A 24,606-nucleotide genomic window follows, 5' to 3' on the forward strand; every position below is an offset into this window, starting at 1 on the left:
TCGGGCGTGCGATGTGGGCGGCTCTCACCCGTGTGCGCTGGTGCTGCGGTGCGGTGACGCGGTCAGGCGCGCGGGTTGAACGGGTCCTTGACGCCCTGCCCCATGTCGACCCAGATGCTCTTCTCCTCGGAGTATTCGCGCAGAGCGTCAGGGCCGTTCTCGCGGCCGACCCCGCTCTGCTTGTATCCGCCGAACGGCGTCGAGTACCCGGTCTTGCGGTAGTTGTTGATCCACACGGTGCCCGCCCGAAGTTTGGACGCCATGCGATGCGCACGTTGGACGTCCTTCGTCCAGACGCCGGCCGCGAGCCCGAACTGGGTGTCGTTGGCGATACTCACCGCATCGTCTTCGTCGTCGAACGGGATGATCGCGGCGATCGGGCCGAAGACCTCCTCCCGGGCGATGGCCATGTCGTTCGACACGTCCGCGAAGACCGTCGGCCGCACGAACAGGCCGTTTTCCAGCCCATCCACGGTGGTGGCGACGCCTCCGGCGACCAAACGGGCGCCCTCCGCCCTGGCGACCTCGATGTAGTGCAGGACTTTCTCGTATTGGGGGCGGGAGGCGATCGTTCCCATTTCGGTGGTCTCATCCTGCGGGTCGCCCACCCTGATCCGGTCGGCCCTCTCGGCCAGCTCTGCCACCACCCGCGCGTAGATCGACTTCTGCACGAGGATGCGCGAGCCGGCCATGCAGGTCTGCCCGCTGGCACCGAAAATGCCCGCGACCAGCCCGTTGAGCGCACTGTCCAGATCCGCGTCTTCGAACACGACGTTCGGGGACTTGCCGCCGAGCTCCAGTGACACGCTCTTCAACGTGTTGCCCGCGGCGGAGGCGATGGCCTGCCCCGTGGCAGTGGACCCGGTGAAGGCGACCTTGTCGACCTGCGGGTGAGTTGTGAGAGCCGTTCCCGCGGGATTGCCCAAGCCGGTGATGACATTGAACACGCCGGCGGGCAGCCCGGCGTCCCTGGCCAATTCTGCGATCCGGATGGTCGAGATGGGCGTGATCTCCGAGGGCTTGGCGATGACGGTGTTGCCCGCTGCCAGAGCAGGGCCCAGCTTCCAGGCCAGGAGCAACAGCGGGGAGTTCCACGGGGTGATCGCCGCCACGACGCCGAGCGGTTCGCGCACGGTGTAGTTGAGCATGTCCTTGAGGTGGGTGGGGTTCGTGTTGCCGAGCGGCATCTGCGCCAGCCCCGCGTAGTAGTTGAAGTATTCGGGCATGAGCCTGGCCTGCCCGGCCATCTCGCGGATCAGCTTGCCGTTCTCGTCGACCTGGAGCTGAGCAATCTCGTCGGCATTGTCGGCGATGGCCTGCCCGAAAGCGATCAGGAACTTCGCCCGGTCGGCGGGGCGCCAGGATCCCCATTCGCCGTCGAACGCCGCGCGCGAACTCGCGACGGCCCGATCGACGTCTGCGGTTGTCGCATTCGGGACCCGAGCCCACACTCGCCCGGTGGCGGGATTGACCACGTCTATGACGTCATCGTGATCGGGGTGCACGTGCTGGTTGTCGATGAAGTATCCGTAGCTGCGCACAGCCACGGCAGTTTCGAGAGTCGATGTGTCCACGAGGTCCTCCTTGAGCGTCATTGCTGGGGCAACCGCGGGTCGTTTTGCGCTTTCGCGGGCAGCCGCTAGCCAATGTAGCGGATCGTCCTACAATCCACCAAACCTACAGTGGGACTGATTCGCGGTACGCTGGGCACAGAGATCAACGTGAAGGGAGGCCAAGTGAAAGCCATCAAGGCATTGGCGGTGCGAGAGCAGAGCGTGAACGCGATTCGCGCGTCGATCATGAGCGGCGAACTGGCCCCCGGGCAGCGGTTGGTCGAACGCGAACTCTGCGAGGCGCTCGACATCTCCCGTAACACGCTCCGCGAGAGTTACCGGCAGCTGGAGGCAGAGGGGTTTCTCGAGATTCGGCCGCACAAGGGGCCGATCGTCGCGGTGATGAGCGACGACCAGGCACGCCAGATCTACGAGGCGCGTGAGGCGCTGGAGTGCTACGCGGTCAGGCGGTTCACGGAGCGTGCAAGCGATGACGCCGTGATCGAACTACGTGTGGTTGCCGACGAGTTGGCTGCAGCCGTCTCCGGCGGAAACGCGCACGACGTCGACACCTGGAAGACCCGGTTCTACGAGGATCTCTTCGATGGGGCGGAGAATGATTTCCTCCACGACCAGGCGCGATTGATGTACTCCCGGCTCACCCGCCTGCGGGCTCGCTCGCTGTCATATCCGGGCCGTGCCGCCCAGAGCGCAGGCGAGATCCGCGGCGTGATCGCGGCCATTGAACGCCGTGACGCAGACCGCGCTGCCGACCTGTGGTGCGATCACGTTCGCCATGCGGCGGCGGCGGCGCTCAGCTCCCCCGTGGACCCCATCGTGGAAGCACCCACTCTCGCAGCGCTGTGATCGCCGAGCACACGATCGCCACTTCCGCGATCCAGCGCCAGGAGCTACGCATCCGCTTTCAGTGCCGCGACAAAAAGCGAAGCAGCCTGCCGCCAGGAACTCGAGCCGCCCGCCGCCAGCAGGCATCGTTCGGAGGCGAGCGCATAGGCGTGCGGCTCGACGAGTGTTCTCACCGCGTCGGCGAGGGCCTCGACGCTCACACTGTGCGCGACCACACCGCTCTGCGTGTCTTCGACCTGCTCGATCAGGCCACCGACCGGGGTCGCGACGGTGGGAACCCCGGCGGAGAGGGCCAGGCCGTGAACACCTGATTGGCTTGCCTCACGGTAGGGAAGAACCAGGACGTCGATCTCGTCCATCACCTGCGGAAGGCCGGACTCGGGGATCCACCCGATGCGCCAGTCGATGATCGCGCTCGTCGACTCCACGACGGACGCCGGCACGTCGCCGCGGCCGGCGACGATGCCGCGCACGTTCATCCCTTCGCTCGTGAGCGAACGGATCAGGTCGATGAACAGGCCGAGACCCTTGTACTCAACGATCCTGCCCACGAAACCCAGCCTGAGGGGCGTGTCACCCCGCCCATCGAGCCGCCTCGGTTGAGCGGTGGGGGCGTCTGCCCCATGAGGGATCACAACGATCCGCGTGTTCCGACGGGCAAGCCTCGGCTCGAGCGCATCCTTCGTGGCGACCGAGTGCACAACGACGACATCCGCTCGACGGAGTTCGAGATTCCGGCACAGCCGAAGCGCCCAATGCTGCTCCCCGGGATGCTCCGCCGCGTCGTGGATCGATGCCACGAACATGGTGCTCCGGGGGAGGAAGAAGAACGTGCAGACCGTCTGCCAGAGCGAGCTCATCGCCGAGTAGACCGTTGTCACACCCCGGCGCTTGAGGAGGCGTCGCATGCGCATGCCGAGGAGGCAGAGACGCGGCGAACACAGCACCAGGCCCCAAACGGTGCGATACGTGGTCACCGGCAGGGTGTTGGCCAGTTGCAGGTCGTCGAGGCCCAGGATTTCAGCGTCTCTGTTGAGGGAGACGTAAACCGCACCCGGCCATTTGCCTCTGAGTGCTTCCGCCATCCGTACCGCAAAGCGGGGTCCGCCGCCTGATCGCCCCCAGTGCATGACGAGGATGGGACTGGTCAGTTCTGTTCGCTCCACGACCGAGCCGGCTGCGGGTTCGTCAAGTCGTGAGCGGCTCATGCGTGGCCCTGACGTTACTCTCGTCCTCGTGGGTTGCGCCGTACACGTACTGGCCATACTCGTGGAGGTCCGGCCCCCGTGTCGGCAACATCGACATCACCACACCCACCATCTGACTGCCCACCCGCTCAAGCGCGCTCACCGCAGCGGCCAGCTCGCGTCGGTTCGTGCGGCCCGAGGCGACCACCATCAGCGCCCCGCCGGACAACTTGCTCAACACCGCGGCATCCGTCACCACCAGCAGGGGCGGAGCGTCGATCAGCACGATGTCGAACTGTGCGGTCAGGGTCGCCAGCACTCTGGCCATGGCGACGGAGCCGAGCAGCTCACTCGGGTTCGGAGGAATCCGACCACTCGGAAGCACATAGAGGCCGCCGGTGCCCCACTGCTGAAGCATGTCGGCAAGCTCAACCCGCCCGATCAAGACATCGGTCAGCCCCGCTGCGGCCTCGAGCCCCATGTACTCTGCCAGCCGCGGGCGCCGCAGGTCACCGTCGACCAAAGCCACCCGTGCGCCGGTCTCCGCCATTGCGATCGCCAGGTTCGCAATCGTCGTGCTTTTCCCCTCGCCGGGGATTGCGCTCGTCACGACGAAGCTGCGGGGCCCCGATTCCACATTGATGAACTGCAGGTTCGTGCGCAGGCTGCGAAACGACTCGGCTCGAGGGTTCTTCGGGTCGAAGCGCACGACGAGGGGTCGTTTCGGCGTCTCGGGGTCGTAGGTGATTGCGCCCAGCATCGGCGCGTCGGTGACGAGCTCCACATCGCGCAGGCTGTGGATGCGGGTGTCGAGCAGGTTGCGCACCACAGCGAGCAGGATGCCGATTGCGAGACCGGCGATGAAGCCGAGAACAATGCCCAGGGGCACATTCGGACTCGCCGGGGTCTCGGGCACCAGGGCCGGTTGGATCGTTGTCACCGTGACTGGATTGCTCACCCCGGCGGGCTTTTCGATTTCGTCGATGACGGCGTTGCTGAACGTTCGACCGATGGAGTTCGCGATCGCTGCGGCCAGCTGAGGATCGCTGCCTGCGACCGCGACGTCGATCAACACTGTTTCGGCGGGCGAGGACGCCTCCACGGACTTGGCCAGCTCGGCCGCCGTGATGTCAAGTCCGAGGTCTGAGACCACCCGATCGAGCACGATTGCGCTGTCGATGACCGCGACGTATGAGCTGACCGCCTGCCGGGCGAAGTTCGTGCCCTGGGCGAGTTCCCCGGTTCCCGCACCGGCGGCAGAACGCACCGAGACGTACAGGCGCGTGTTCGCGACGTATTGCGGGGTGACCACGAAGGAGTATGCAGCAACGCCAGCGGCACCGACCAGCGTGCACACGACTATCAGGATCCAGCTCTTATGCACAACCCTGATCAAGTCTTGAAGCCCCACGCGCCCTCCAGAGTGGTTCGCAACAGGGAACCGCTGGTAGCGGGAACTCCCACCCGCCTATAGTGGCACACGTACCGGGAACGGCGCGGAAGGTCGGACAGCCAAGTGACGAGAACATTCCTGGTGGCGGGAAGCCTCACCAATGCCGTCTTCACGGTATCGGTGCAGCTGATCGCATTGGCCTTCCTGGCGCCCGCCGAGTTCGGCTTGTTCTCGTTCGTCTACTTGTTCTTCGGCCTGGGATTGTCGATGTCGCACTCCCTGGTCATCGACGTGTGGGTGCGCAGCAAACCCGGAACCATCGCGTGGCGAACCTACGCCTCCGTCCTCATGTGGCTGGGCCTCGCCCTGTCGTTGATCGCCTTCGTCGGCGCCTTCGCCGTCTCGCGCTCCGTTGTTGACGCCGTCGCCGTCGCCGTCGGCATCGGAGCCGGCGTGTATCGCAACGGATCCCGGTTCTACTCCGCGCGAGAGTTCAGCTGGCGTCACGTGATCGTGCCGGATGCCGTCGGCTGCGTCGTGCTCCTCGGTGCGTTCTTCTCGCTGGCGGCGGTGACTGGTTCGTTCCAGTCCGTGCTTGTCGCATGGGCGCTCGCGCAGTGCACAGCCGCGCTCCTGTCCCGGCGTGCCACGCCGCTGGCTCCCCGCGCACTCGCCCACTGGCTCACCCACAATTGGAGAGTCATTCGGCAGCTGTGGCTGGATTCGTCACTCCTGGACGCGAGCGTGATCATCACGCCACTGATCGTTTCCGGATTCATGAGCCTGTCGAACTTCGGCGTCTACCGTGCCATCTCGAGCGCGGCGCTGCCGGTGCGACTGCTGCTGTCGCCGCTGCGCCCGAACATCAGCAACCTGCCGCTGCGGAGTTTTCAGAGCACCAGGACGACGCTGGCCATCCTGGGTGCTGGCGTGTCGTTGGGTGCCGTCGTGGCGTTCCTCTTAATAGGGGTACACGCCTCGGGAATTCTGCCGGGCTCGATCCTGCCGCATCTGGCGGACTACGCGGTCGCCGCCAGCGTCTTCACCGTCGGGAACCTGGTGTCCAGCGTCTACTACGTGGCCGCCCGGTCGCACCTCAGCTTCGACAAGGTGCGCTCGGGGCGTTACTTCGAGACGGCGGTCATGATCGTGGGGCCGTTGGCCGGCCTTGCTGTCGCCGGAGTCGCCGGCGCGGTCTGGGGTTTTGCGATCAGTTCGGTGTTCGTCGCGGTGAACTGGCTCCGGATCGCCCGCCGCCCCCGCTGAGCGCCGCCCAGCACCAACGGCAGCAGCAGGAACACGCAGGCCCCTCGCATCCGCACGATGATTCCGTAGTTCGTCAGCGACAGCGACATGCCGAACAGGAGCAGGGCGACCGCGAGCAGCGCCACCATGCGCACGCGCCGCCGGCCCTCGAAGGTGAGGCTGCGGATGGCGAGAATCAGCAACACCAACCAGGCAATCGTGTTCGTCGCCACCCAGATCCAGGCCGGAGCCAGCTGGATCTCCCACGGGTAGGGCCCCAGCACCACTCGCGGAAAGACCTGTGCGGCGGTCGAGAGGAGACCGAGCAACCCGGGCTGCAGGCTGCTGCTAGCAAATCCGGTCGTCGCATCCGCTGAAATGTAGACTCGGTTGGCCTGGAGAAACTGCTCGGAGAAGCCGAGTCCATCGAGCACCGAGCCCAGGACCGTTGAGGCAATGGCCACTCCGGCTGCCATGGTCAGCGCCACCATGAAGTATCTCTTTTTCGCGAGCAGGATGCACACCATCCACGACATGGCGAGCGCGGTGATCACCAACACGGCAAGCGAAGTGCGAACCGCGAACAGTGCCCCCGCACCGACGAGAATCGGCCAGACGGCGTGAGCCCGGCGGCGGGCGAGCGCCACGGCGCCGAACGCGAGCATCGAGATTGCCATCCAGCAGAGGGCTTCGCGCATCAGCGATGGGCCGAGCAGGGCGATCAGGGGAGTGCCGAAATACCAGAGGTACAGGGCGGTCGGCGAGAATTTTCCCCACAGCAGTTTTGCGGTGCTCGCGACGAAGACCGCGCTCACTCCGACCGCGATGCAGTTCAGCAGGATCCCGACGAACGGCACGCGTCCCACCAGGGAATACGCGGCTCCGAGCAGCAGCGGCCAGCCTTCCTTGCCGCCGGTCAGCTCGGCGTGCAGCCGCTCACCGTGTAAACGCAGGGAGACATCCACTGCCTGCAGGTCATACTCGGGTCCGTCTGCGCCGAGGAAGAACGGGCCGAAGATCATGGTGATGATGCACCCGATCACCACGAGCCCCGTGAACACGGTCACACCGTAGCGGGCGAGCCCCAGCATCCGCATGCTCAGAAAGCCGACCAGCCCGAGGCCGGCCACGAAGACGATCACGCATGCCAGCCAGGCGACGAGCATCTCGGCAGAGCCGAGGTGCGCGTTCACGTCACCGAATATCATGGTCCCCGTCCTGGCCGGCTCGTGATGCCTAGCGACGCCCTTGGCTCACAATGCTAGTGAGGAATCCATGGATCTCGGTCGCCACGGAGCGTGTGTCAAGGCCGGCCAGGCCTTCCTCCACCTCATGGATACGACCAGACCTGACATCACGGCGGATGAGGTCGGCGAGTCGACCGGGACTCGAGTCGACCCCCAGAACGGCTCCCGGGATGTCGCGGACCCCCTTGACGTCGTATGCGTAGGTTCGCCGCCCCATCGCGAGCGCCTCCAGCATCACCCGCGGAAGTCCCTCCCATTTCGCCGTGTGCAGGAGCGCGTCGGACTGTGAGAGGTGCCGGGCCACGTCGCCGCGTCCCAGCAGCGATACGGCGTCGGTGAGGCCTTCGTCGGCGACCTGTCGCTGGACGGAGTCGTACAAAGGGCCGTCGCCGAGCATCACGAGACGGGCGTCAACACCGGCATGGCGCAGGTGCATGAGCACCTCCACCGCCTGGTGCGGCCGTTTCCGCTCACTGAACTCCCCGGCCCAGAGCAGCGACGTGAGATGGTAGGAACTGCCGGCTGTCGGCGGGAACCGGGCCGCTGGGAAACGGGCCAGTGGAACACCGACGCCCCAGGGCAGCCGGAGAAGTCGCGCACCCGGAACGCGGGCGGTGAACCATGCCTCGTCGTCGCTGTTGATCGTCACGACCCCATCGGCCCGTCCGACAAGGGAGGCTTCGATCGCCTGCCACAGGAGTTCCCCGGCCGCCTCGCCTTCATTCCAGTGCAGGCCATGGCAGAAGTACACCACCGGGACCGGCATGCGCCGCACCCGGGCGAGGGCCGAGGCGGTAGCCGTGTTGGTGACGAGGATGTCGGCGCCGGTCTTCCGCAGCCACCGGCGCAGTTCCGTCGGGGCGAGAAGGTTGGACGGCGCCGGCCGGCGGGTGAGCCGGCGAAGCCGGGTGAAGTCACCCACACCGGATGCCGTGGACGCCCCGGTCAGAACGGTCGAGCCTCGCGCCACCCATTCGCTGACGATCTCGGGGAAGAAGGAGTCCAGCGTGAGGCCGACGCTGGAGATCAGTGCGATCTTCACCGCAGTCCTCGGGCGGGGATGCCGACGACCGTCGAGCCGGGCTCGACATCCCGGGTCACACAGGCGCTCGCCCCGACGGTGCTGCCACGACCGACGACCAGGCCTTGCAGCACCACGGCGCCCGCGCCGATCAAGGCGTCTTCAAAGACGAGCACGTCGCCGGAGATGATGGCGCCTGGGTTGACGGAGACGAAGTCGCCCAGTTCGCTGTCATGGCCGATGGTGGCGTTCGGATTGATGTGCGCGTGAGTGCCGATGCTCACGTTGGTCGACACCTGTGCGCCGGCGCAGATCACGGCTCCCTCGCCGATGCGAGCCTGGGAGCCCACCACCGCCGACGGATGGATCAGCGTTGCGGCAGTGTGGCCGGCCCTCCGAAACTCCGCGGCAAGTTGTCGCCGCAGAAGCGGGTTCCCGACTGCGACGACGTACAGCGCGCCGGTTTCGCCGGACAGGTCGCGGGACATCCATTCCGACGGTGTGGCGATGACCGCGACACCGCGCGCTTCGAGGCGCCCACGATTGAGGTCGCTGGGCTGGTGGTCGAGCACCCCCAGGAGCTCGTATTCCGGCTCTGGCGCGCTCGCATTGATGGCTGCGACCACATCCAGGGTCTCGCGTCCGAACCCCCCGGCACCGATCACGACCAGGGGTCGGGTCACCACGCGTCCGCCGATCGTGACGAGCCGTGGAATTCAGTCATGGTCGCGTGTCCGGCACTGGAAATTCCCTCCCGCGTGAGCACGGACTTCACCGTCATCCCCACGATCTTCAGGTCGAGTGCGGCGTTCCGATTGTCGATGTAGTGGATGTCGAGGGCGAATTTCTCATCCCAGCCCAATGCGTTCCTCCCACTGGATTGGGCCAGCCCGGTGATGCCGGGCCGAACCTCGTGGCGTCGAGCCTGTTCCGGGCTGTACCGCCCCAGGTACTGCACCAGCAGGGGTCGCGGACCCACCAGACTCATCTCCCCCCGCAGCACGTTCACCAAGGTGGGAAGTTCGTCCAGGCTGGAGGCGCGGAGAGCCCGGCCGAACGGCGTCAGCCGCTGTTCGTCGGTCTGCAGGCCCCGCTCGATGTCGACACTTTTCATGCTGCGGAACTTGTAGAGCCGGAACACCCTGCCTCCGCGGCCGGGCCGGTCCTGCGTGAACAGGACCGGGCCGCCGAGGTTCACCGCCACCGCTATCGCGATCAGGATGAGGACGGGCGAGAGCACCAGGAGGCCCACCGCCGACGCGACCAGGTCAACAGCCCGTTTCACGAGGTCGTAGGTGTGCCGGGTGTGGGCGGCGGCCAGGTGCCGCCCGGTCATCGGCGGCCCTCCAGGAAAGCGCGAATGCACCCGTGTACCCGCTCGATCTCGGATTCACGCAGCGCGGAGCCGCTCGGAAGGGTCAGCCCCCTGCCGAACAACGCCTCCGACGTGCCGTTCACGACCCGGCGCGCGTCGGAGAAGACCGGCTGAAGGTGCATCGGTTTCCACATCGGGCGACTCTCGATGTTCTCGGCCGCGAGGGCCAGGCTGAGTTCTGCCGGTTCCCAGCCGGCGCGCTCGGAGTCGACGACGATGGCGGTCAGCCAGAAGTTGTCGTTCTCGTCGTCGTCGCCTCCGAAGATCTCGACGCCGTCGGCTTCCGTGAACAGGTCACGGTACCGTTCGCGCATCTCGCGACGGCGACCGATCATGGCATCCAGCCGGGACAGTTGTGCGCGCCCGAGGGCGGCGAGCAGGTTGCTCAGCCGGTAGTTGTACCCGATGTCGACGTGCTCGTAATGAGCCAGCGGCAGCCGAGCCTGGGTCGCCAGGTAGCGCGTCTGTGCGGCGAGTTCGGCGTCATCGGTCAACAGCATGCCGCCACCCGACGTGGTCATGATCTTGTTGCCGTTGAATGAAACGACGGCGGCGTGCCCGTGCGACCCGGCCGGGCGTTCGGCATGGCTGGCGCCCAGCGATTCCGCGGCGTCGGCGAGAACGGGGAGTCCGTATTCCGCGGCGATCGCGCAGATCTCGCTGTAATTGGCGGCCTTGCCGAGCAGGTCGACGGGGACGATCGCCGCCGCCGACTCACCGTCGTCGGCGAGTTGTTCGAGGGCCTGGCGCACCAGTGCGGGGTCGATGTTCCCGGTGTCAGGCTCGCTGTCGATGAAGTACGGTTTCGCTCCGGTGTAGGTGATGGCGTTGGCCGTTGCCGCGAAGGTCATCGTGGAGGTGAGCACCACATCGCCTGGGCCGATGCCGAGCCCGAGCAGTCCGAGGTGCAGGCCGGCGGTGCCCGAGCTCACCGCCACCGCATGCTCGACGCCCACCCGCGCGGCCAGCTCGGCTTCGAACGCGTCGACGTCGGGGCCGAGCGGCGCAATCCACCCCGAACGCACGGCGGCGAGCAGGTATTCTTCCTCACGCTCGCCGACGTCGGGCGAGGACAGGAAGATCCGGCCGCTCATGCGACTCTCCCCCGGTTGAGCACCCAGTCGGGTGGGGGGTTCTGCACCCCGCACCGGCATCGGGCGTCCCACGCCGACTTGTCGAGCCGCTGCGGCGGGATGGCGTCGATGGACGTGTGCGAGATCTTGGGGTGGATGGGACGCTCGTCGGATTCGTTGTCGCCGATGAGCTCCTCATGCAACTTCTCGCCGGGTCGCAAGCCGGTGAAGACGATGGAGATGTCGCGGCCGGACATGTCGATCATCCGCCGGGCGACATCCATGATCTTCACCGGTTCACCCATGTCGAGGATGAGCACTTCAGCCGGGCGTCCGATTCCCCCGGCCTGGATGACCAGCTGGCATGCCTCGGGGATCGTCATGAAGAACCGGGTGACGTCGGGGTGGGTGACGGTCAGCGGTCCCCCCGATTCGATGAGCGAGGTGAAGGTCGGCAACATGGAACCCCGGCTGCCGATGACGTTCCCGAACCGAACCGAGAGGTAGCTCTGCCCGGACTCCCGCGCCGCCCAGGCGGTGAGCCGTTCGGCCAGGTATTTGGAGTAGCCGAGCACGCTCGTCGGGTTCGCCGCCTTGTCGGTTGAGATGTTCACGAACGTTGTGACGCCGGCCGCCCGCGCCGCGTCGAGCACGTTCCGGGTGCCGAGCACGTTTGTCTTCCATGCCTCGTCCGGGTACTGCTCGAGCATCGGCAGGTGTTTCAGTGCCGCAGCGTGGAAGACGACTTCCGGCCGGCGTTCGGTGAAGATCGCGCGGAGCGCGTCGGGGTCGCGGATGTCGGCAAGCACCACATCCTTGGTGTCGAGCAGGCCGTGCCCGAGGATGGAGAGCTGCGCCACCTGCAGGCCGGTCTCGTCACGGTCCAGCATCATGAGCTCGGCAGGACCGTATTTGTGGATTTGCCGGCACAGTTCGGAGCCGATCGAACCCCCGGCACCGGTGACCAGGACCCGCTTGCCCGCGAGGTATCCGGCGATCGACTCGACGTGGGTGTTGACGGGATTGCGGCCGATGAGGTCTTCGATGGACAGGTCACGAAGGTCCCGGAGCCGCGACTTGCCACCCAGTACCTCTTCCAACGGCGGGAGCAGCTTGACCTGGAGCCCGGCGGTGGCGGCGGCATCCGAGATGCCCCTTAATAGAGAGGAGTCGGCCTTCGCGATGGTCACCACGAGCGTTGTCGCTCCGGTGGCGCGAGCGATCTCGGCGAGCGCCGTCCCGCTTCCGAGTACCCGCACCCCGTCAATCCAGGTGTTCCGCTTGAGCTGGTCGTCGTCGATGATTCCGACGGGCAGGTACCCGGAATGGCGGTCCGTCTTCATCCGTCTGATGATCGACGCGCCCAGGTAGCCGGCACCGTAGACGAGCGCCCGTTGCACGTCTCCGGTCGGCGCCAGCGACCGCTCAACGTGCAGCCGTTCCAGGTAGCGGATGGCGCCCATCAGGACGAACGCGATCGGCAGGGCGATGAACACGGTGCTCCGGGGCACGCCCACCGTCGCGCCCGCCAGGAGGAGGGGCCCGCCGACCACCGCCGTGACGGCGACAACGGAGGCCAGGAGCGCCCGCACTTCGGCGAAGCTGCCGTATGCGTGTCGCCCCTGGTACAGGTACGACAGCCACCCGGCGATCAATTGGACGACGCACGCCGCACCGGCCACCGCCAGCAGCGGCACCCATGCGATCGACCCCGGCTGGAATTCATGACGAAGGGTTTCGGCGCCGGCCAGCGCGACAGCCCACGCACCGGCATCCGCTGCGTAGTGCCGACCGAACCTCACCAGGGGCGCCGATCGGCGGACACCCCGAATCGAGAGTGGTGTGAATACGGTGATCGCCATGTCGCACTACCGCTGCCGAGTCGTCGTGGCGCTCAACCGACGACCTCGATGGCGGAGACCTTCGGCTGGTTCACGCTGGCCGAGAAGTCGATGTTGAGAACGCCATCGGTGACGGTGATCGTGTTGGTAGTGACGTATGCGGTCATCGGGGCGACCCGCGCATTCAGGTCGAGCGCGTTCACCTCGACCGGGCCGCCCTCGAGGTTCGCGTTGAAGACCCGCTTGCCCGTGCCTCCCGCACCCCCACCGGTGGCGCCCCAGTAGATCTCGGCGAAGTGCAGCTTGACCGTGTAGGTGCCGTTGGGTACCGGTATGGCGTAGCCGAAGGTGCCGAGGTTCGCAACGGAGCTGCGTTCGGTGAGGTAGATGACGTCGTCCGTGGTGCCGGCGATCTGGGTCACGGCCGGGTTCGAGTAGGTCTTGCCCCCGGTCGAGTAGGTGTCGGCCAGCCATGCCACGCCGTTGGTGGTCACCGCAGGTCCGCCCGCGTTGATGCGGATGGCCTGGGGCACCGCCACCGAGGAGATGTCGACGCTGATGCTGGTCAGCGGCGCCGAGGCGTTCCCCGATGCGTCAATCGCCAGCACCCGGTAGTAGACGGTGTTGCCGAACGGCAGTGCCGCGTCACGGAACGTCGTCGCCGCCAGTGGAGCGGCGCCGCTGATGTTGGTCCAGGGGCCGTTCGCGGCCGAGGCCCGTTCGACGCGGTACCCCGCGAGGTCGGTCTCGGTCCTGGCCGTCCAGCTGAGGTTCACGCCGGTGCCTTGAAGCACCCCGGCCAGCCCGTTCGGCTGCACCGGCGCGACGGTGTCGGACGGCGTGACCGGCAGCACGTTCGTCACGAGGTACACGTTGTCCTGGAAGTCGCAGTTCGTCGGCCCGGTGCCGCACTGGTTGGGGTGGTCGATGTAGTCGTGAACGGCGAGCCAGGAGCCGGGCACGATCGCCCCGTTCCGGTCCCGGACCGGGAACGTCTTCACCGCCATGAAGGTGGCGTTGTTGGTGTTCTGGCCCGCGACGGTGATGTTGAAGTTGCCGGTGGGGTTGGTGCTCAGCTGCGTCGGTCCGCTGAGTGCGTTGTTCAGCGGCAGGACCGACTGTCCCCAGGCGGGGTTGTGAGTGGAGCTCGCCCCGTTGATGTTGATCGTCTCGGTCGCCGTGCAGCATCCGTGGAACGCCGCGAGCTGGCGCGCCTGCACCGGCTTCGACGGGTCGAGGCGCTTCCACTGGCCGGACCGCACCTCTTCGCCGTTCAGCGGTGAACCCTGGTTCTCGGAGCCGTTGCCGAGGCCACCGTCAGAGAGCGGCCCGACGTTCGTCGTCATGTCGAACAGGCTGATGATCTGCGGAAGGGTCAGCTCATTGGTGCCCTCCGGGCTGGGCATGTAGCCGCCGCGCAGGTTCACCGTGGTCATGGCCTTTGCCGGGTCGCTGGAGGCCACGGTGATGGTCGCGCTCCGCACTCCCTTGGCGCCGCTCGTGGCGATGAACTTCGCGGTCAGCGGTACGACGCCTCCCGGTGGGATCACCAGTGGCAGGGCCGGTGGGGTGACCAGCTCGAACTGGGTGGGGCTGGTTCCGCCGAGGGCCAGGGACGTGATGCGGAGGTCCTTGGTTCCGGTGTTGCCGAGGTTCACCGTCGCGGTCTCGGTGGTGGTGTGGGTGGTCTTGCCGGCGTTGATCCGGTGCATCACGAGCGTGTCCTCGTAGAAGCCGGGGACGACCTCGGTGCCCTGGCGGGTGGCGCCCTGGTTGCGCAGGGTGAGCGTGCCGCCGATGTTGAGGATCTCGAACTGCACTTCACGCACGGTCTGGCGCCCCCCGTTGTCGGTGGCGGTCACCGCGAGGGTGTGGGTGCCGACCGTGTTCAGCACGAGCGGGGACGTGTATGCCGTCTCGGCTCCCGCGTCCAGGCGGTACGTCAGGGACGCGAGGGTGGCACCACCGGCGACGGATGCCGCGATCGTCACGTTGGCCGCGCCCCCGCTGAAGGCGGTTCCGACGTCGGCGCCGTTGGCCTGGATCGTGATGGCCGGTGCCGACAGGCTTGCGCCGGCGATGGTGATCCAGTTCAGCTTCGTGTTGACCCCGGTGGGGGTCAGCGTCAGCTTTCCGTCTGACACATTCACGGTCGCGGAGCCGGTGGCGAACGGCGTGGTGCCGGTCGGTGCGAAATCGGTGATCAGCGGGGTGTTCTCCGCCTTGATGCCGTGGATTGAGTCCAGGAAGCCGGCGTCACCGACCGAGACGGCCACCGTGTAGGTGCCGTTGGCGATGGCGTACTCCCAGGTCCCGTCTGTGCCCCCGGCGGGAATGGTGCCGCTGGTGGTCATCGCCTGCGTGATGATCAGGGTCTGGCGCAGGCGGTCCCCGGTCGGGAATGCGATGCCGGAGGCCGCGGTGGTGCGATCCCGGGTGGCGACCGACCGGTCGGCCGGCACCCCGTCGATCAGCCAGCCATAGCCCTTCGCTGCGGAGAACGCCTGGCCGGTGTCGGCCTGCCATCCGCTCGGCACGGCGGATGCCGCCGGCTGGAAGTTGATCTTCGTCTGCGGCTGGGCGGGCGGCCCGTCCAGGCCGTCGCCCTTGATGGACACCCAGTTGATCTTGGTGTTGGTGCCGTTGTTGGTGATGGTCAGCTTGCCGTCGCTCACCGTCACGGTGCGCACACCGGTCTGGAACGGCGTCGTGCCGGTGGGCACGAACCCGGCGACAACCGGCTGGCCTTCCGCGCTGACGCCGTGGGTCGAGTCGATGAAGCCGGCGTCGCCGACCGAGACGGCCACCGAGTACACGCCGTTGGGAACGTCGTATTCCCAGGTGCCGTTCGTGTAGGTCGGCTGGCTCGCGTTGTCGAGGAAGGCGAAGCTCTGCAGCAGCGGGTCGGCGGGGAAGGCGATTCCCGACGTCGGAGCCGTGCGGAGGCGGGTAGCGGCAGAGCGGTCGGCGGGCTGGCCGGTGGCGGCGTTCAGCCAGCCGTAACCGCGAGCGGCTGAGTAGGCCGTGCCGGTCTCGGCGGTCCAGCCGGCGGGTGTCGGAGCCGCCGTGGTCTGGAAGTTCACCTTGACCTGGGCGCCATCCGTCGGGTCGTCATTGACGGGCCCGCCGGTGACCGGCACCACGTCGATGTAGCCGATCTTGGTGTTCTTGCCCCCGATCGCGTCCACGGTCAGCGCGCCGTCCGTGACGGTCACCGTAGCGGTGGCGGTTTTGTGCCGGGTGGCGGTGCCGATCGCACCGGTCGGGGTGAACAGGTTGATCAGCGGGGTGCTCTCCAGGTTGATCTGGTGGATCTCGGGATCGGATGTCGATGGTTGCGGATCTCCGACGCCGACCGTGACCGTGTAGTCGCCGTTCGGAAGCGCCAGCTCCCAGAAGGCACGGCTGACGATGCCGTTGAAGGTTCCGGCGACGTCCGCCGACTGCATGTGCATGAAGCTGTCCAGACGTACATCAGGCTGGACGGTGCCTCGATCACGCCCGTTGCCCGGGGTGGTTCCTCCGACCGACAGGTCGAGGTTGTTCTCCGTGACCTGGTCCTTCCAGCCGAAGGTGAGGCCGCTGCCCTGGTCGGGCCGGGTGCGCGGTCCGTACGCCTGACCGAAGTCGCGGAGGTAGCCCGCCGCGAGGTCGCCGGCTGCCGTGGTGAAGTCGACCTTCACCGCCCCGTCGATCGAACCGGTGTCGGTGACCGGCTTCAGGCCGGTCGCGACGAACAGGTAGTCCTGGTAGTCGCCGTTGCTGGCGTCTTCGAACGCGATGATGTACGTGTTCGGCAGGAGGGTGCCGGCCCGATTCTTGGCCGGGTATACACGGGCACGGTGGGCGATGCCGGTGTTCAGGCGGTCCTCGGTGAATCCGGTGCGGGAGAAGACGTTCGAGTGGTAGTACAGGCCGAACGTCTCGCTGCCCGGGTTGAAGCTCGTCATGCTTCCCGACGACGTCGGGGGAAGAAGGGACTGGTAACCCGCCGACGAGATCTGGCCGACCTGGTGCTGGTTGGCCGCGGTGCCGTCGCCGGTGTACCAGCCGAACGGGATGTTCTCGTTCGGCGCGTAGAAGGCGATCGGGGTCATGGTGACCGAGGCGGTCCCGCTCTTCACGAACAGCGGCTCGAGTACCTCGTCGCCCTTCGCGGTCGGGGCGACTCCGCCCTCAAGGTTGCTCCAGCCGACATTGACGTTGTAGCCGAGCGTGCCGAGCACGTTCTGCAACGTGGGTTCGTTTGAACCTTCGATGCCGAGCATGGTCAGGCCGTAGACGCCCACCGTCACCGAGGAGGTGCCGGCCGAGAGGGTCAGCTGCGCCTGCCGCTGCCCGACGGTGCTGCCGGGGTTGAACCTCAGCCCGACCGTGGTGCTGGCCCCGGCCGCGAGGGTGGCGCCGTTCCCGGAGACGACCGAGAAATCGCCGGCGTTGGCTCCGCCGAGGGCGGCGGTCAGGGTGACCTGGTCACTGCTGCCGTTGGTGACGGTGATGCTCTTGATGGCCGAGGTGGTGTTCCTGACCCCGGAGAAGATCATCTCGTCGTGGGACGTCGAGATCTTGGCGGCCTGCTGGCTGGCCGGTACGCGGAGCAGGTAGAGCTTCTGGCTGTTGCCGCTGCGGTCGTACTGGTTGACGTACAGGTTGCCGTTCTTGGTGTCTTCGACGACCTCGAGCGGGTCGTTGAATCCGCCGACGCCCTGCATGGTCGTGTTGGGCACACCGGTGATGCCGGTCTCGATCTGGCCGCCCAGGATCTTGCCGGTGGCCGCATCGGGCTGCAGGAAGATCAGGTCGTTGTTGTTCGAGAATCGGGTGGTGACGAGCCGGCCCTTGAGCTGGCCGCCGAATGTCTCACTCTTGTACTCGAGCGAACCGTTGGGTGACTTGTTGAACTCGTAGTCGTAGGCGATTCCCCGGTAGTTCGGGTCTGCTTTCACGCCGACCGGGTACTTCGATCCACCTTGCCCGGGCGACAGCGGCGGCTTGGCCGGGTCGTTGCCCTCGTTGAGCACCCACTCGCAGCGGGTGGGGTTCGGGTGGCCGTAGTAGCCGCCCTCGACCACATCGAAGAGCAGGTCGCGCTGGGTCGGCTGGTTGCCGACGGCCGGCACTGAACCGCCGGTGTAGTTGCGCGCGACACACTGTGCTGTCACGTCCTCGCCGTTCACCGTGGAGAACCCGGGGATTCCCGGTGCCGCCACGCGGGTGAACGTGCCATTGGCGTTGGCGGTCACGCCGGGTGTGTTCGCACCGCCGGCGGTGCCGTTGGTGGCCACGTAGAGGTGGCCGTTGGAGTGCCAGACGAGGTCATAGGCGTTGCGGATCCCGGTGGCGTAGAGCTTGAGTGGCGCCCCGGGAGCGTACGGGTTGTAGGTTCCGCCCTGCGCGGTCTTCACGCTGATCGCGCCGCCACCGGCTGCCGCCGCGGCGACCTGGCTGTTATTCGGGTCGAACACCAGGGTTGCGGCGGTGAGGAGTTGCTCGCCGCGCTGGCCCCACGCGTTGTCGAGATCGCCGGAGGCCTGGTTGGAGCCCTGCTGGAAGTAGATGCGGCCATCGGGCCCGTAGGTCATCGAGTTCGTCAGGTGATCGGAGAGCGAGCGAGGCAGTTCGCTGAACACCTGGCGGCGGGTCTCGAGGTTGGCTCCGGTGAGCAGGCTGATGCCGCTCACCCATTGGCCGGACTCATTGAAGTTGGCGGTGGTCGTGGTGACCCACAGCTTGAGGTTCCCGGCCGTCGCGGTCTTGTCGAAGACGAGCCCGACCATCGCCATACCGGGGTAGCCCAGGTTCTCCAGGTTGGAGAGCGTGCCATCGGCGTTGACCGTCATGCGGAACAGGCCCTGGCCGATCGTGGTGCCGTAGAGCTTGCCGTCGGGGCCGAAGGCGAAGGACGCCCAGTACTTGCCGGCGCCGATGGGGAGCTCCACCTTGTCGAAGGCGATGTTGGTCAGGGGGGTGAATCCGGCTCCGCCTTCCACGACGCCGGTCCCGGTGGTGAACACCGAGGTGAAGGGCACGAAGGCCGCGCCGCGGTTGTCGTGCACGCCGCCGGTCACGACAAAGCGGTAGCTGGTGCTCGGCTTGAGCGGGTTGTCGGGCGCGAGGGAGATGACGTCGTTGCCGCCGGAGCTCCCGACCGTTGTCGGAACTTCGGTGCCGCCGGGCAGCTCGTACAGGTGCACGTTGCCCGGCAGGGTGCCGGCGTCGACGCCGAACCCGGCGTATGGCACGCGGATCGTCGCCGAGACTCCGGCGTTCACGTCGTGGTCGGTGGTGCGGTTGTCGGGGAGGACGGTGTCCACGTGCGGCGCACGGGGGATGGCGACGACGTCGACGTAGCCGATCTTGGTGTTGGTGCCGCCGCGGGCGTCGATGGTCAGCCGGCCGTCCCACACGCCGACGGTCGTCGTCACGGTCGTGAACTCTGCTGCCGCCCGTCCGATGAAGGATTCGATTCCCACCGACCCTTCAACGTTGATCACGTGCGTGGAGTCGTAGGCGTTCTCGGCACCGGGCTCGTCGCCGACCCCGACGGTCACGGTGTAGAGGCCGTCGGGAACGGCGAGCTCCCACACCCCTTCGGTCTTGATGCCGGCGGTTCCGGTCCCGCCGTTGGCGTCGCCGTACTGCATGTGCACGATCGAGTCGAGCCGCTTGTCGACGCCGGCCCGGCCACGCTCGCGTCCGTTCGTGACGAGGCTGAGGTCGTGGCCGTCCACGTCACGCCAGCCGTAGGAGAGGCCGGCGCCCTGGTTCGGGCTGGACCGGACTCCGTAGGCCTGGCCCCAGTCGGCCACATACCCGGCCGCCGGTACCGCATTCGTGGCGGTGAAGTCCACCTTGATGTTGGTGTTGTTCGGAACCTGCGGCACCGCAACGACTTCGTTGGAGCCGGCTGATTCGTTGCCGGCGAGGTCGACGGCGGTGACGGCGTAGAAGTAGGTCGTGCCGTTGGCGACCGTGGGGTCGGTGAATGAGACGCCCGCGACCGGTGCGGCGCCGGAGACGACAGTCCCACCGATCCGGACGGCCGGCTCGAGGGCGCGGTAGACCCGGTAGCCGATGGTGTCGGCGGAGGCGGAGGCGACCCAGGTGAGTTGGACCGATGCGTTTCCGGCCACTGCCGCCAGCGCTGTCGCAGCTGCGGGCGCCTCGGTGTCCGGGGTCACCGAGTAGAGCCCCGGTGCCTCATTGGACACCGCTGATTCGTTGCCGGCCGCGTCAACAGCCGTCACCACGTAGTAGTAGGTGGTGCCGGAGGTGACGCTGGCGTCGACGTAGAACGGCTGGGTGAGGAGGGTGGTTCCAGACTTCGGCGTGCCGGTCGCGGTGACACCGGGAGTGGTTCCCCGGTAGACGCGGTACCCGGTGGTGTCGCTTGACGTGCTGGGCGTCCAGTCGAGGCGGATCGTCGCGTTGACCGGTGAGGCGACGGCTCCGGTCGGCGCGGCTGGCGCCTCGACGTCGGCGCCGGCCTTGTTGTAGTCGACGATGATCTTTGCGTCGCCCCAACCCTGGTAGTACTCGACGACCACGATGTGCGGTCCGCCGGTCAAGGTGGCGAAGCCGGTGTGGGTCACGTCGCCGCTCTGGCCGTACCAGGCGTCGATGACAACTGTGCCGTCAACGTACACGCGCACGCCGTCGTCGCTGGTTGCGGTGAACGTGTAGTCGCCGGAGCCTTCGTTGATGGTCTTGGTGAAACGTGCCGAGTAGATGCCGGAGCCGACACCGGCCGGGCCTGAACCGGATGCGTAGGCCTGGTTGACCCGGCTGGCGCAGTCGGAGACCACGGGGAGACCGGAGAGCGACGTACCGGCGAAGTAGTCCACCGACCATTCCGCGGCGGTGCATCCGCTCACGACCTTGTGGTAGTCGACGATGATCTTCGCCCCGCCCCAGCCCTGGTAGTACTCCACCAGGATGATGTGCGGGCCGTCGGTCAGGGTGACCATGCCGGTGTGGGTGACGTTGCCGCTTTGGCCGTACCACTCGTCGATGACGAGGGCTCCGTCGACGTAGACACGCACACCGTCGTCGCTTCGGGCGCTGAACGTGTATGCGCCCGCGCCCTCGTTGATGGTCTTGACGAACCGGGCCGAGTAGATGCCCGACCCGACGCCGTCTGGTCCCTCACCGTCGTTGAACGTCTGGCTGAGGTCGGCGAAACAGTCGGACTTCACCGCGGAGCCGGCCAGCGATGTCCCCGCGAAGTAGTCGACCGACCACTCCGACGTGCTGCAGCCGGAGACGACTTTGCTGTAGTCCACGATGATCTTGGCGTCGCCCCAGCCCTGGTAGTACTCGACCACGACCGTGTGCGGGCCCTCGGCCAGGGTGACTGTGCCGGTGCGCTGGACGTCGCCGCTCTGTCCGAACCAGGAGTCGATCACGGCGGCGCCGTCAACGAAGACCCGCACGCCGTCGTCGCTTCTGGCCGTGAAGGAGTAGGTTCCGGCGCCGTCGTCGATGGTCGTGGTGAACCGTGCCGAGTAGATGCTCGAACCGACTCCGTCGGGACCGGAGCCGGCGGCATAGGTCTGGTTGATGTCGGACACGCAGTCCGTCACGACCGGGAGCCCGGCGAGCGAGGTTCCGGAGAAGTAGTCGACCGACCACTCGGAGGTGGTGCAGGCGGAGACGACCTTGGTGTAGTCGACGACGATCTTGGCGTCGCCCCAACCCTGGTAGTACTCGACGACGACCGTGTGTGGGCCGTCGGTCAGGTTGACCGCGCCGGTGCGTGCGATGTCGCCGCTCTGGCCGTACCAGGCGTCGATCACCGACGTGCCGTCGACGAGAACGCGAACGCCGTCATCGCTCAGGGCAGTGAAGGTGTAGGCGCCCGCGCCGTCGTTGATGGTCTTCGTGAAGCGAGCCGAGTAGATGCCGGACCCCACTCCTGCTGGGCCGCTCCCCGAGGGGAACGCCTGGTTCACGTTGCTCACGCAGTCCGTGACGATCGGCGTGCCGCCGAGCGACGTGCCGACGAAGTAGTTGACCGACCACTCCGTGCTGAGGCAGGCGCCGGGGATGACGGGCTCGTCGGGGATGTCGACGCGCACGGCCGCCGATGCGGCGGAGTTGAGGCCGGCGGAGCCGAGGGCGACTACGACGTAGAAGTAGGTGGTTCCGGGCTGCACGGTCGTGTCCGTGTAGGAGAGACCGGCGACCGGGGTCGCTCCGTTGAGCGGGGTGCCGTTGACCGCGACGTTCGCGGACGAGCCGCGGAACACGTTGTAGCCGGCTGATCCGGCGACGGCGTCCCAGCTGAGGAGGGACTTGTCGGCGGTGTTGACGCTTCCTGACACGTTCGTCGGGGCGGCCGGGGCTTCGGGTGCGGCGGGGATCGCGATGCTGGCCGGGGCGGATGCGGCGGAGGCCGGTGATCCGTTGCCGAGCGCCACGACCACGTAGTAGTAGGTGGTGCCGGCGGTGGCGCTGGTGTCGGTGTACGCCGTCGTGGTCAGCGGTGCGGTGTTGAGTGCGCTCCCGGTGGTGTCGACATCCGCCGTGGTGCCGCGGAACACGTTGTACCCGATGGCGCCACCGACGCCCTGCCAGGCCAGGTCGACCGTGGCGGGGGTGGTGAGGGCGACGGTGAGACCCGTCGGCGCGGGCGGCGGAGCCACTGCGAGCTGGTAGATCTCGGCGTAGTTGATCTTGGTGTTCGTGCCTCCCACGGCGTCGATCGTCAGCTTTCCGTCGGTGACATTCACCGTGGCGACGGATTCGTCGTACTCACGCGCCGCAGAACCCACGAAGGGGGAAGCCGTTGGAGTGCCCTCGACCCGCAGCACATAAGTGCTGTCGTAGTTTCCGGCTGACGAGTCGCCGGCTGCGACGACGACGGCGTACTGGCCGTTCGGAACGGCGTATTCCCAGACGCCTTCTTCGGAGATGACGCCGTTGGCTGCGGTGCCGGTGGGGATGTCGCCGTACTGCATGTGCATCACCGAGGCGAGGCGCGGGTCGGTGGTGACTCCGGCGTTGGTGCGTACCCGCCCGTTCAGGGAGAAGTCGAACGGGGTCTTGTCGTCGGCGGTGATCCAGCCGAAGCCGCGACCGGCGTTGTAGGCGAGGCCCGAGTCATTCGTGTAGCCGGGGACGGTCGGCCCGGTCGCCGTGGAGAAGTTGATCTTCGTGACCAGGGTGCCTTCCGGGGCTGGCGGGGTGGCGACCGCTGATTCGGTTGCCGCGGACACGTTGCCGGAGGTGTCAACGGCGACGACCGCGTAGCGGTAGTTGCTGCCGATGAAGGTCGTGGTGTCGGTGAAGGTGGTGTCGGCGAGGAGCGCGGCGCCGGACACCGGGGGGCCCGTTGTGCTGACCGGAGACGTGGCGGAGCGGTAGACGCGGTAGCCGGCCACGTCCGCGTCGGGCGATGCCTGCCAGCCGATGTCGATTCCGGCCGAGGTCGGCGCGGTCAGGAGGTTGGCGGGGGCCGCCGGGGGCACGTTGTCGATCTCCGCGACCCCGAAGGAGTCGAAGGAGTACACGAGTGGTGTGGCGTCGGTCATGTTGCGCTTCGTCGCGAAGATGCCGCCGAACGAGTCGACACCCGGGATCGGCGTGCCGGTGAGGAGGGATCCGTCGATGAAGTTGGCTGGGATGTCGAGGGTGCCGATCGGGCTCAGCGAGCCGGTGCCGATCCGGTACGAGCCGGTCGCTTTCAGGGTGGCTGAGTTGATGTCGAGAACCAGTGTGACGACTGCGCCGTTCGGAACGGTGGCGGTGGTCGTGTCGACGTTGATCTGGTAGGCAGCGACGCTTGGCGAGAGGCCGGCGACTTCGCGAGAAATCTGGAGCTGGCGGGCCGGGGCTGCAGCTGTGGTCCCGGGTGACGCCAGGACCACCTTGATGAAGTTGTCGTCGTTGGGGCCGAACCACAGGCCGCCCTGCGCTGCGTTGAACGCCCCGGTCGGGCTGTTGAGGGTAGTGGTCAGCCGCAGGGTCTTGCCGGTGGCCGCGAGCCCGGTGCCGAGCGTGTTGTCCTGCTGGTTCCGGGTGGCTCCGTTTCCGGCTGCCGGGTCGTTCTGCAGGTAGGCGATGCCCTTGGTGGTGGTGATGTTGAGTTTGCCGTTGACGACGGCGAGGTTCTGGGGCAGGTACCAGGTGGAGTCGGATGTCGACGGCTGCACCATGGTGAACCCGGTTCCGGCGTCGGCGGCGTCGGGTATCCCGCCCTGCGCTCCGTCAAAGTCGAGCGAGAGCGCATTGCCGGGCGCCTTGACCTCCGCCGCCGGAAGCGGCGAATACGGTGTCGACGCCCAGTCCGCTGGGTTGCCCGGTATCTCGGCGATCGGAATGGCGGAGGCGGGGGAAACTCCGAGGAGTGACACCACCATGGCGGCTACCGCCACCGTTGCGATTCCACCGCGTCGAAGCGACGTGGCGAGGCGATTAGCGGATGCGGGGGCAAGCAGCGACATCATGATCCTTACTGACCAGAATCATGCGTCACGCGGGTTTTCGGCGTCGAAAAGGGTACTCAGACGTCGGCTCGGGTGGGCAGAGTTCGGGTCTCTACGCGGAGCTGCAGCCTGGCAAAGCCGGACTGCAGTAATTCGGGTTGTAGTGCAAGTTGTGTTGCCGCCACCGCGGCTGGGTGTGCCCGGGGCGTTGATTCGGAGGCTAGCGAAGACCGCTCACCAAATGCCATCGAAACTCATCAAATGCCCCCCTTACTGGGGGGTAACACACATCTAACGCCCAGCTGAACCATAGCTATTTCTTAGGGCGCCCCATGGCCGCGCGGCGCGGTCGGCGCGAGGTTACGCAGCCCGTCGCGC

The 24,606-nt window shown here is 67.0% G+C and carries 11 protein-coding genes; 1 reads left to right on the plus strand and 10 read right to left on the minus strand.

The window, feature by feature from the left end:
- Positions 1-62: 62 nt before the first annotated feature.
- Positions 63-1,574 (minus strand): aldehyde dehydrogenase, encoded by a 1,512-nt coding sequence (locus AB4Y94_RS15005; protein WP_441728728.1) that lies wholly within the window; start codon positions 1,572-1,574, stop codon positions 63-65.
- A gap of 162 nt (positions 1,575-1,736) precedes the next feature.
- On the opposite strand from AB4Y94_RS15005, the gene AB4Y94_RS15010 reads away from it, so the two are divergent.
- Complete coding sequence (locus tag AB4Y94_RS15010) at positions 1,737-2,420, plus strand: GntR family transcriptional regulator (RefSeq protein ID WP_441728731.1); 684 nt, start codon at positions 1,737-1,739, stop codon at positions 2,418-2,420.
- A 44-nt stretch (positions 2,421-2,464) separates the two neighbouring features.
- On the opposite strand, the gene AB4Y94_RS15015 is transcribed toward AB4Y94_RS15010, so the two are convergent.
- The 9 genes from AB4Y94_RS15015 to AB4Y94_RS15055 all read right to left on the minus strand — a co-directional run bounded on the left by AB4Y94_RS15015 (position 2,465) and on the right by AB4Y94_RS15055 (position 24,246).
- Positions 2,465-3,628, minus strand: coding sequence for a glycosyltransferase family 4 protein (locus tag AB4Y94_RS15015; RefSeq protein WP_441728733.1), 1,164 nt, complete (start codon positions 3,626-3,628; stop codon positions 2,465-2,467).
- Positions 3,609-5,018 carry a polysaccharide biosynthesis tyrosine autokinase gene (locus AB4Y94_RS15020; RefSeq protein ID WP_441728734.1) on the minus strand — a complete coding sequence of 470 codons (1,410 nt, stop codon included), beginning with the start codon at positions 5,016-5,018 and terminating at the stop codon, positions 3,609-3,611. Before AB4Y94_RS15020 ends, AB4Y94_RS15015 begins: the two co-directional genes overlap by 20 nt.
- A 1,106-nt stretch (positions 5,019-6,124) precedes the next feature.
- On the minus strand, positions 6,125-7,453 hold the full coding sequence (locus AB4Y94_RS15025) for a hypothetical protein (protein ID WP_441728736.1): 1,329 nt from the start codon (positions 7,451-7,453) through the stop codon (positions 6,125-6,127).
- Between the two features lie 28 nt (positions 7,454-7,481).
- Positions 7,482-8,534 carry a glycosyltransferase gene (locus tag AB4Y94_RS15030; RefSeq protein ID WP_441728737.1) on the minus strand — a complete coding sequence of 351 codons (1,053 nt, stop codon included), beginning with the start codon at positions 8,532-8,534 and terminating at the stop codon, positions 7,482-7,484.
- Complete coding sequence (locus AB4Y94_RS15035; protein WP_441728739.1) at positions 8,531-9,199, minus strand: acetyltransferase; 669 nt, start codon at positions 9,197-9,199, stop codon at positions 8,531-8,533. The genes AB4Y94_RS15030 and AB4Y94_RS15035 overlap by 4 nt, the downstream gene beginning before the upstream one ends.
- Complete coding sequence (locus AB4Y94_RS15040) at positions 9,193-9,849, minus strand: sugar transferase (protein ID WP_441728741.1); 657 nt, start codon at positions 9,847-9,849, stop codon at positions 9,193-9,195. The genes AB4Y94_RS15035 and AB4Y94_RS15040 overlap by 7 nt, the downstream gene beginning before the upstream one ends.
- On the minus strand, positions 9,846-10,982 hold the full coding sequence (locus tag AB4Y94_RS15045) for a DegT/DnrJ/EryC1/StrS family aminotransferase (RefSeq protein ID WP_441728742.1): 1,137 nt from the start codon (positions 10,980-10,982) through the stop codon (positions 9,846-9,848). Before AB4Y94_RS15045 ends, AB4Y94_RS15040 begins: the two co-directional genes overlap by 4 nt.
- On the minus strand, positions 10,979-12,763 hold the full coding sequence (locus AB4Y94_RS15050; protein WP_441728743.1) for a polysaccharide biosynthesis protein: 1,785 nt from the start codon (positions 12,761-12,763) through the stop codon (positions 10,979-10,981). Before AB4Y94_RS15050 ends, AB4Y94_RS15045 begins: the two co-directional genes overlap by 4 nt.
- Before the next feature lie 92 nt (positions 12,764-12,855).
- Positions 12,856-24,246: a PA14 domain-containing protein gene (locus AB4Y94_RS15055; RefSeq protein WP_441728744.1), complete on the minus strand. Its 11,391-nt coding sequence runs from the start codon at positions 24,244-24,246 to the stop codon at positions 12,856-12,858.
- Between the last annotated feature and the right edge of the window lie 360 nt (positions 24,247-24,606).

Source organism: Glaciibacter sp. 2TAF33 (assembly GCF_052114945.1).
Classification (GTDB): Bacteria; Actinomycetota; Actinomycetes; order Actinomycetales; family Microbacteriaceae; genus Cryobacterium.